Below are 8,592 nucleotides of genomic sequence, written 5' to 3'. Positions count from 1 at the left end.
CGGTCGTGGCTGACGAACAGGACGGTCTTGGGCGAGCCGATGAGCTGCTCCTCCAGCCACCGCTTGGTCGGCACGTCGAGGTAGTTGTCCGGCTCGTCCAGGAGCAGGACCTCCTCGGGTCCGCGCAGCAACGCCTCGAGGACGAGCCGCTTCTGCTCACCGCCGGAGAGCGTGCGCACGGCCCGCCACTGGGCCTTCTCGTACGGCACGCCGAGCGCGGCCACCGTGCACACGTCCCAGAGCGTCTCGTGCTCGTAGCCGCCGGCGTCGGCCCAGTCGGCGAGCGCCTGGGCGTAGGCCATCTGGGTCTTCTCGTCGTCCTGCTCCATCATGGCCAGCTCGGCGGCGTCGACGGTCTGCGCGGCGGCGCGGACCGCGGGCGGGGCGACGCTGACGAGCAGGTCGCGCACGGTGGTGTCGTCGCGGACCTTGCCGATGAACTGGCGCATCACGCCGAGCCCTCCGGAGCGGGTGACCGCGCCCTCGTGGGCGTCGAGGTCGCCGCTGACGATGCGCAGGAGAGTGGTCTTGCCGGTGCCGTTCGGACCGATCAGCGCGACCTTGGCGCCCTCGCCCACGCGCAGGCTGACCTCCCCGAGCAGGGGGCGCCCGTCGGGCAGGGAGTAGCTGATGGCGTTGATGTCGACGTGGCCCACAACCGCCAACTGTGTCCCACCGGGGGGTGCCGAGTCATCCCGGTTTCGCCGGCGATGACCGCCGCAGGGGCATGGTCGAAGGTCAGGGGTTCGTCAAATCGGCCCGCGGGCCGGCGCACCCGGCCCCATCCTGAGCCTCCCGGCGCCCCCGCCGCCGGTCACCCGCCGGAGTGGAGGCTCCATGGCTCGCCGCCTGACCCCGGTTCGCGCTCTCACCCTCTCCCTGGCTGCCGCGTTGTCCGGCATCCTGGCCGTCACAGCCGCCACCCCGGCCCTGGCCGTCGGCGGCAGGCACGCCAGCACTCCCCCGCCCACCGCCCCGACCCGCGCCATGTGGGTGTGGACCGCCGACGACCCCGCCGGCGTCGTCGCCTTCGCGCAGGAGCGGGGGGTCACCCGGCTCTTCGTCGCGGTGCCGCCGCAGGTCACCTCCTCCCCGGACCTCCCCCGCCTCCAGCAGCTCAGCGCCCAGGCCCGTGCCGCCGGGATGCAGGTGGACGCCCTCGGCGGTGACCCCGGCTGGGTGGACTCGCCCTCCTGGGTGGTCTCCAGCTGGCTGACGCCCGCCCTGGCCACCGGGCTGTTCACGGGTGTCCACGTCGACGTCGAGCCCTACCTGCTGGCGTCGTGGTCCACCGACCAGTCCGGGACGGTCAAGCGCTACCTCAGCCTGCTGTCGACGCTCGCCTCCAGCGCCGGCGCCTCCCACCCGCTCGAGGCCGACATCCCGTTCTGGTTCAACACGCTCAGCTACGGCAGGACCTCGCTGGACCGGGCGGTGATGGCCCGGGTCGCCGGGACGACGGTGATGGCCTACCGCAACCACGCGGCCGGCACCGACGGCACCCTGGACATCGCGGCGGCCGCGCTCGCCAGCGCCGCGGCGACCGGCAAGCCGATCCGCATCGGCCAGGAGACGAACGACCTCGGCAGCGACCCGGAGGAGGTCAAACAGACCTTCTTCGGGATGACCTGCACCCAGATGGAGGCCGAGCTCGCGGCCATCGACGCCGCCCTGACGGGCAGCGCCACCTACGCCGGTATCGCGGTCGAGGACTACCGCGGCTGGGCGGCCATGGCGCCCTGATCCCCCTCGGCGGTGCGCACCGCCCTGGCCTCCCGGGCGCGATCGGCCAGCTCGGCCTCGGCCGGGTAGCTGACCTCCTCCAGCGACAGCCCGTGCGGCGGCATGACCACCACGCGCGGGTCCCGCCGCCTGGCCGAGAGGACCTGAGCCGGCCACTCCGCCGGCTGGCGCCCCTCTCCGACCGGCAGCACCGCACCGACCAGTGATCGCACCATGGAGTGGCAGAACGCGTCGGCCTCGACCCGGCCGAGCAGCGTGCCGTCCTCGTCACGGGCCCACGCGTAGTCCAGGAGGGTGCGGATGGTCGTGGCCCCCTCGCGCTTCTTGCAGAAGGCGGCGAAGTCCTTCAGCCCCAGCAGCTGCTGGGCGGCCGCGTGCATCGCCGCGACGTCCAGCTCGTGGCGCACCGTGACCGTGTCGCGCCGGCGCAGCGGGTCGGCCTGCGCGGGCCGGTCGCACACCCGGTAGAGGTAGCGGCGCCGGACCGCCGAGAAGCGGGCGTCGAAGCCCTCGGGCGCCAGGCTGACGCGGCGCACCACGACGTCCGGCGGCAGCACCCCGCCGAGCCGGCTCACGGCCGCCTGCTCCGGGGTGCGGTCGGAACGACCGGGCAGCCGCCCGAACGCCTCGGGGTCGACGTCCGCGTGGGCCACCTGGCCCCGCGCGTGGACCCCGGCGTCGGTGCGGCCGGCCACCGTGAGCCGGACCGGCTCCGGGGCGCGCAGCACCGTGGTCAGCGCCGCGGACAGCTCCTGCTCGACCGTCCGCAGCCCCGGCTGGGCGGCCCAGCCGGAGAAGTCGGTGCCGTCGTAGGCGAAGTCGAGCCGGACACGGACGAGCCCGCCGCCCCCGGGTGTGGGGACGACGGGCTCGTCGGTGTTCATGCAGCGCAGCCTAGTGCGCCCGCGTGAGCCGCCCGGCTCAGGCGTCGGCCTTGCCGGACTCGTCCGTGGCCTCGGCGGCCGGAGCCTCCGTGGTCTCGGCGGTCTCGGCGGGAGCCTCGACGGTGTCCTCGACCTCAGCCTCGACAGGGGCCTCGGCCGGTGCCTCGTCGGCCTTCTTGGCCTTGGCGGCGCGCTTGGTCGCAGCCTCGGCCTCGGCGACGGTGGCCTTCTTCGGGGACAGCGGCTCGCGCACCAGCTCGATCACGGCCATGGGGGCGTTGTCGCCCTTGCGGTTGCCGATCTTGGTGATGCGGGTGTAGCCACCGGGGCGCTGCTCCATGTCGGGAGCGATCTCGGTGAAGAGGCGGTGCACGACGCCCTTGTCACGGACGACCGTGAGCACCCGGCGACGGGCGTGCAGGTCACCGCGCTTGGCGAACGTGACGAGACGCTCGGCCAGCGGGCGCAGGCGCTTGGCCTTGGCCTCGGTGGTCGTGATCTGGTCGTGCTCGAACAGCGAGGTGGCCAGGTTGGCCAGGATCAGCCGCTCGTGCGCCGGACCGCCGCCGAGGCGGGGACCCTTGGTGGGCGTGGGCATGGGTTGTTCTCCTCAGAGTTCTGACCGAACCGCTGTGTGCGGGTTGGTCACAGAAATCGGTCAGGCGGTCAGTACTGCTCGTCCTCGGCGAAGGACTGGTCCTCGTCGAAGTCGTCGTCGAAGCTGCCCACGACAGCGCTCGGGTCGAACCCGGGCGGGCTGTCCTTGAGCTGCAGCCCCATGCCGACGAGCTTGGCCTTGACCTCGTCGATCGACTTCGCACCGAAGTTGCGGATGTCGAGCAGGTCGGCCTCGCTGCGGGCCACGAGCTCACCCACGGTGTGGATGCCCTCGCGCTTGAGGCAGTTGTAGGAGCGGACGGTCAGGTCCAGGTCCTCGATCGGCAGCGCCAGGTCGGCAGCCAGGGCGGCGTCGGTCGGGCTCGGGCCCATGTCGATGCCCTCGGCCTCGACGTTGAGCTCACGGGCCAGGCCGAACAGCTCGACCAGGGTCTTGCCGGCCGAGGCCATCGCGTCGCGCGGGGCGATGCTGTTCTTGGTCTCGACGTCGACGATCAGCTTGTCGAAGTCGGTGCGCTGCTCGACACGGGTGGCCTCGACCTTGTAGGTCACGGCCAGCACCGGGCTGTAGATCGAGTCGACCGGGATCCGGCCGATCTCGGCGTCGCCGGTCTTGTTCTGCGCGGCGGAGACGTAGCCACGGCCACGCTCGACGGTCAGCTCCATCTCGAGCTTGCCCTTGCCGTTCAGGGTGGCGATGTGCAGGTCCGGGTTGTGGACCTCGACACCGGCCGGCGGGGCGATGTCAGCGGCGGTGACGGCGCCGGGGCCCTGCTTGCGCAGGTACATGACGACCGGCTCGTCGTGCTCGCTGGAGACGACCAGGCCCTTGATGTTCAGGATGATCTCGGTGACGTCCTCCTTGACACCGGGGACCGTCGAGAACTCGTGGAGCACGCCGTCGATGCGGATGCTGGTGACCGCGGCACCCGGGATGCTCGAGAGCAGGGTGCGGCGGAGGGAGTTGCCGAGGGTGTAGCCGAATCCCGGCTCGAGCGGCTCGATGACGAACCGCGAGCGGGCGTCGGAGACGACGTCCTCGCTGAGGGTGGGGCGCTGCGCGATGAGCACTGGACTTTCCTTCCCACGGGCGACCGCTATTTGACGCCTCGTGAAACGGCGGACCCGTGATGGTCCGCGACCCGTGGCACCTCTGTCCGTGCCGCGAGCCCTGGGTATGCCGGGTGGTTGCCTCCCGGGGGAGGTGGCCACCCGGCACACCGGGTGAAGAACGTCAGTTCTTCGAGTAGAGCTCCACGATCAGCTGCTCGGTGAGGATCGTGTCGATCTGCTCACGCACGGGCAGCTGGTGGATGAGGACCCGCAGGGAGCCCGGGACGACCTGCATCCATGCCGGGACGGGACGCTCGCCGAACGTCTGGCGGGCCAGCTCGATCGGGAAGGTCTCGGCCGACTTCGGGCGGACGTCGATGATGTCGTACTGCGCGACGCGGTAGGACGGGACGTCGACGCGGACGCCGTTGACCAGGAAGTGACCGTGGGTCACCAGCTGGCGGGCGGCGCGACGGGTCCGGGCCAGGCCGGCGCGGTAGATCACGTTGTCCAGGCGGGACTCGAGGATCTGCAGCAGGTTCTCACCGGTCTTGCCGGGGCGGCGCGAGGCCTCCTCGTAGTAACCGCGGAACTGCTTCTCCATGACGCCGTAGGTGAAGCGGGCCTTCTGCTTCTCCTGCAGCTGGGTGAGGTACTCCTTCTCCTGGATCCGGCGACGGCCGTGCTGGCCGGGCGGGAAGGGACGGAGCTCGAAGTTCTTGTCGCCGCCGACGAGGTCGACCTTGAGACGACGCGACTTCTTGGTGATGGGGCCGGTGTAACGAGCCATGTCTTATCTCTCTCCCGGTCTCAGACGCGACGACGCTTGGGCGGACGGACGCCGTTGTGCGGCGAGGGCGTGACGTCGCTGATCGCGCCGACCTCGAGGCCGGTGGCGGTCAGCGAGCGGATCGCGGTCTCACGACCGGAGCCCGGGCCCTTGACGAAGACGTCGACCTTGCGCATGCCGTGCTCCATGGCACGACGTGCGGCCGCCTCGGCGGCCATCTGCGCGGCGAACGGGGTGGACTTGCGCGAGCCCTTGAAGCCGACCTGGCCGGCAGAGGCCCACGAGATCACGGCCCCGGTCGGGTCGGTGATCGAGATGATGGTGTTGTTGAACGTGCTCTTGATGTGAGCGTGCCCGTGGGCGACGTTCTTCTTCTCCTTGCGGCGCACCTTCTTGGCGCCCGCAGCCGTACGGCTCTTGGGAGGCATGCGGTAGATCTCCTACGTGGTTGAAGTGTGGTCCGACTCGGTTCGCCGGCCGCGATGTGCGCAGCCCGGCGATCGGATCACGAGCGGACTTACTTCTTGCCGGCCTTCTTCTTGCCGGCCACAGTGCGCTTCGGGCCCTTGCGGGTACGCGCGTTGGTCTTCGTGCGCTGACCGCGGACAGGCAGGCCACGACGGTGACGAAGACCCTCGTAGCTGCCGATCTCGACCTTGCGACGGATGTCGGCGGCGACCTCACGGCGGAGGTCACCCTCGACCTTGAAGTTGCCCTCGAGGTAGTCGCGGAGCTTCACCAGCTCCTCGTCGCCGAGGTCACGGACGCGGGTGTCGGGGTTGACCCCCGTCGCCGCCAGGGTCTCCTTCGCGCGGGTGCGACCCACGCCGAAGATGTAGGTGAGTGCGATCTCGACGCGCTTCTCGCGCGGGAGGTCAACACCAACAAGACGTGCCATCTTGTGTCAGTTCTCCTGATCAACACGGAGGTCTGGAGCAACGCCGGTCCGCTTCCGACCCGGGAATGGTCCCGGGCCCACGGTCCCCGGCCTCCGTGCCGGGGGTGACGTCCAGGACGGGTCCTGGGGTCGGGCGCTGCGATGTGTCTGTGCGTTCTCGAGAGACCGCGGGTCGTGCTCGGTGGGTGGTGCTCAGCCCTGGCGCTGCTTGTGGCGCAGGTTCTCGCAGATCACCATGACCCGGCCGTGACGGCGGATCACCTTGCACTTGTCGCAGATCTTCTTGACGCTCGGCTGAACCTTCATCTGCCTGCTGTCTGTAGATCGGTCCCCTCGCGTCCCGGCCGCGTGCGCGACCGAGCCCCGAGGAGTTGGTTGGGATCGGGAGTGATGAAGCTCCCGCTCAGCGGTAACGGAAGACGATGCGGCCGCGGGTCAGGTCATACGGGGACAGCTCCACCACCACGCGGTCCTCGGGGAGGATCCGGATGTAGTGCTGGCGCATCTTGCCCGAGATGTGGGCGAGAACCTTGTGACCGTTGGTCAGCTCCACGCGGAACATCGCGTTCGGCAGAGCCTCGACGATCGTGCCCTCGATCTCGATGACACCGTCCTTCTTGGCCATATCCTCCGCAATCCGTTAAACGGGCCGGTCCCGGGTGGGACCGGTCAGTGTGGCCACTGATGTTTCATCCGGCACGACGAAAGGCACGTCCCGGCGCCTCTCCGGGCGGACCCGCACAGACGTGGAACGAGACATTCGTGAGCCGACGCACTAGCCTACGCCATCCCCCACAGGAGGAGAAATCGGCGGGGCGCGGATCGCGGCAGGTCAGGAGGGTCGGCGCTCAGTCCAGGGGGGCGTATGCCGCCCCGAGGGCTTCCAGCCGCGCCTTGCCGCCGTCGAGCTCGGTGAGCACCCACAGGCCCTCGTCGGTGACCGCCACGGAGTTCTCCCAGTGCGCCGCGCGCGAGCCGTCGCTCGTGACGACCGTCCAGTCGTCCTCCAGGACGGCGGTGTCGGCGGAGCCGAGCGTGACCATCGGCTCGATCGCGACGGTCAGGCCCGAGCGCACGGTGGGGCCCTTGTCCCGCACCCGGTAGTTGGGCACCTGCGGGTCCTGGTGCATCTCGGTGCCGATGCCGTGCCCGACGTAGTCCTCGACGATCCCGTAGGTGACGCCGTCGCCGGCGGCCGCCTTGGTGACCGCGTCCTCGACGGCCGCGCCCACGGCATACAGCGGGGAGCCGACCTTCAGGGCGGCGATGCCGGCCCACATGGACGCCTCGGTGGCCTCGATGAGGGCCAGGTCAGCGGGGCTGGCGGCCCCTCGGCCGCCGACGACCAGCGAGATGGCGGCGTCGCCGTGCCACCCGTCGACGATGGCGCCGCAGTCGATCGAGACCAGGTCACCCTCGCGCAGCTCGCGGCTGCCCGGGATGCCGTGGACGACCTCGTCGTTGACGCTGACGCACAGCGTGCCGGTGAAGCCGTGGTAGCCCAGGAACGAGGGCGTCGCCCCCGCGCCGCGGATGTGCTCCTCGGCGACCCGGTCGAGGTCACCGGTGGTCATCCCGGCGCGGACCTGGTCCCGCAGCATGGCGAGGGTCTCCCCCACGACCAGCCCGGCGCGTCGCATGCGCCGGATCTGGTCGGGGGTCTTGACGTCGAGCCGGTGGCGTCCGAACACGGGCTCAGGCGCCCAGCGCGGTCTCGAGGCGGGCGGTGACGGTGTCCACGTCACCCATGCCGTCCACCTGGCGCAGCAGCCCACGCTCGCGGTAGAGCGCGGCCAGGGGCGCGGTCTCCTCGACGTAGACCTCCTGGCGGTGGCGGATGACCTGTTCGGTGTCATCGGCGCGGCCCTCGAGCTCGGCCCGCTTCAGCAGCCGCGCGACGACCTCGTCGGTGTCGGCGGTCAGCTCGAGCACGGCGTCGAGCTGGTGCCCGCCCTCGGCCAGCATGGCGTCAAGCTCGGCCACCTGGGCCTGGGTGCGCGGGTAGCCGTCGAGCAGGAAGCCCTTGCTCGCGTCGTCCTGCAGCAGCCGGTCGCGCACGATCGCGTTGGTCACCTCGTCGGGCACGTACTTGCCGGCAGCCAGGATCTCCTGGACCTGCTTGCCGAGCGCGGTGCCGTTCTTGATGTTGGCGCGGAAGATGTCGCCGGTCGAGATCGCCGGGATGCCCAGGCGCTCGGCGATCCGGGCAGCCTGGGTGCCCTTACCGGCTCCGGGCGGGCCGAGGATGATGAGACGCATCAGCGGAGGAACCCTTCGTAGTGACGCTGCTGCAGCTGGGACTCGATCTGCTTCACCGTCTCCAGGCCGACACCCACGATGATCAGGATCGAGGTGCCCCCGAAGGGGAAGTTCTGGTCAGCGCCGACGAGGACGAAGGCGATGAGCGGGATCAGGGAGATGAGCCCCAGGTAGAGGGCGCCCGGCACGGTGATCCGGGTGAGGACGTAGTCGAGGTACTCGGCCGTGGGTCGCCCGGCCCGGATACCCGGGATGAAACCACCGTACTTCTTCATGTTGTCGGCGACTTCATCGGGGTTGAACGTGATGGACACGTAGAAGAACGTGAAGAACAGGATCAGCCCGAC

The 8,592-nt window shown here is 70.4% G+C and carries 12 protein-coding genes and 1 pseudogene; 1 reads left to right on the top strand and 12 read right to left on the bottom strand.

From position 1 onward, the window contains the following. The coding region (locus VF825_RS16360) for an ATP-binding cassette domain-containing protein (protein ID WP_331115278.1) at positions 1–656 on the bottom strand (656 nt) is incomplete at its 3' end. 181 nt (positions 657–837) lie between these two features. Here VF825_RS16360 and VF825_RS16355 point away from each other — a divergent pair. Then, the gene (locus tag VF825_RS16355) at positions 838–1,743 is read left to right on the top strand and encodes a hypothetical protein (protein ID WP_331115276.1); all 906 of its coding nucleotides are present in this window, start codon (positions 838–840) and stop codon (positions 1,741–1,743) included. Here the strand turns inward: VF825_RS16355 and truA are convergent. The 11 genes and pseudogenes from truA to VF825_RS16300 all read right to left on the bottom strand — a co-directional run. Further along, the gene (truA, locus tag VF825_RS16350) at positions 1,713–2,627 is read right to left on the bottom strand and encodes a tRNA pseudouridine(38-40) synthase TruA (protein WP_331115274.1); all 915 of its coding nucleotides are present in this window, start codon (positions 2,625–2,627) and stop codon (positions 1,713–1,715) included. The two genes, VF825_RS16355 and truA, sit on opposite strands and share 31 nt — an antisense overlap. Before the next feature lie 37 nt (positions 2,628–2,664). Next, positions 2,665–3,225 carry a 50S ribosomal protein L17 gene (rplQ, locus tag VF825_RS16345; protein ID WP_331115272.1) on the bottom strand — a complete coding sequence of 187 codons (561 nt, stop codon included), beginning with the start codon at positions 3,223–3,225 and terminating at the stop codon, positions 2,665–2,667. A gap of 68 nt (positions 3,226–3,293) precedes the next feature. Further along, entirely contained in the window at positions 3,294–4,316 is a 1,023-nt protein-coding gene (locus VF825_RS16340) for a DNA-directed RNA polymerase subunit alpha (RefSeq protein WP_141789334.1), read from the bottom strand. 163 nt (positions 4,317–4,479) lie between these two features. Then, on the bottom strand, positions 4,480–5,088 hold the full coding sequence (gene rpsD, locus VF825_RS16335) for a 30S ribosomal protein S4 (RefSeq protein WP_331115269.1): 609 nt from the start codon (positions 5,086–5,088) through the stop codon (positions 4,480–4,482). Positions 5,089–5,108: 20 nt separating this feature from the next. Beyond that, positions 5,109–5,516 carry a 30S ribosomal protein S11 gene (gene rpsK, locus VF825_RS16330; RefSeq protein WP_091756329.1) on the bottom strand — a complete coding sequence of 136 codons (408 nt, stop codon included), beginning with the start codon at positions 5,514–5,516 and terminating at the stop codon, positions 5,109–5,111. Between the two features lie 89 nt (positions 5,517–5,605). After that, positions 5,606–5,986, bottom strand: coding sequence for a 30S ribosomal protein S13 (rpsM, locus tag VF825_RS16325; protein ID WP_141789336.1), 381 nt, complete (start codon positions 5,984–5,986; stop codon positions 5,606–5,608). A 192-nt stretch (positions 5,987–6,178) separates the two neighbouring features. Beyond that, complete coding sequence (gene rpmJ, locus VF825_RS16320) at positions 6,179–6,292, bottom strand: 50S ribosomal protein L36 (protein ID WP_010148647.1); 114 nt, start codon at positions 6,290–6,292, stop codon at positions 6,179–6,181. Between the two features lie 97 nt (positions 6,293–6,389). Next, positions 6,390–6,611, bottom strand: coding sequence for a translation initiation factor IF-1 (gene infA / locus VF825_RS16315; RefSeq protein WP_006946284.1), 222 nt, complete (start codon positions 6,609–6,611; stop codon positions 6,390–6,392). A gap of 223 nt (positions 6,612–6,834) precedes the next feature. Then, positions 6,835–7,677, bottom strand: coding sequence for a type I methionyl aminopeptidase (map, locus tag VF825_RS16310; protein WP_331115244.1), 843 nt, complete (start codon positions 7,675–7,677; stop codon positions 6,835–6,837). Positions 7,678–7,681: 4 nt separating this feature from the next. Then, positions 7,682–8,245, bottom strand: coding sequence for an adenylate kinase (locus tag VF825_RS16305; protein ID WP_331115243.1), 564 nt, complete (start codon positions 8,243–8,245; stop codon positions 7,682–7,684). Continuing rightward, positions 8,245–8,592 (bottom strand): annotated as a pseudogene (locus tag VF825_RS16300) (SecY family transport protein); the annotation flags it as partial. The pseudogene VF825_RS16300 and the gene VF825_RS16305, both read right to left, overlap by 1 nt.

Origin of the sequence: Oryzihumus sp., from assembly GCF_036391795.1 — a bacterium.
Classification (GTDB): domain Bacteria; phylum Actinomycetota; class Actinomycetes; order Actinomycetales; family Dermatophilaceae; genus Oryzihumus.
Note: the sequence above shows the minus strand (reverse complement) of the source record. Positions and strands in the feature narration are given on the sequence as shown.

Excerpts from the sequence above, each read along its gene's own strand:
- VF825_RS16355 (WP_331115276.1), top strand. The coding sequence starts at position 838 with ATGGCTCGCCGCCTGACCCCGGTTCGCGCTCTCACCCTCTCCCTGGCT.
- truA (WP_331115274.1), bottom strand. The coding sequence starts at position 2,627 with ATGAACACCGACGAGCCCGTCGTCCCCACACCCGGGGGCGGCGGGCTC.
- rplQ (WP_331115272.1), bottom strand. The coding sequence starts at position 3,225 with ATGCCCACGCCCACCAAGGGTCCCCGCCTCGGCGGCGGTCCGGCGCAC.
- rpsD (WP_331115269.1), bottom strand. The coding sequence starts at position 5,088 with ATGGCTCGTTACACCGGCCCCATCACCAAGAAGTCGCGTCGTCTCAAG.
- rpsK (WP_091756329.1), bottom strand. The coding sequence starts at position 5,516 with ATGCCTCCCAAGAGCCGTACGGCTGCGGGCGCCAAGAAGGTGCGCCGC.
- rpsM (WP_141789336.1), bottom strand. The coding sequence starts at position 5,986 with ATGGCACGTCTTGTTGGTGTTGACCTCCCGCGCGAGAAGCGCGTCGAG.
- rpmJ (WP_010148647.1), bottom strand. The coding sequence starts at position 6,292 with ATGAAGGTTCAGCCGAGCGTCAAGAAGATCTGCGACAAGTGCAAGGTG.
- infA (WP_006946284.1), bottom strand. The coding sequence starts at position 6,611 with ATGGCCAAGAAGGACGGTGTCATCGAGATCGAGGGCACGATCGTCGAG.
- VF825_RS16305 (WP_331115243.1), bottom strand. The coding sequence starts at position 8,245 with ATGCGTCTCATCATCCTCGGCCCGCCCGGAGCCGGTAAGGGCACCCAG.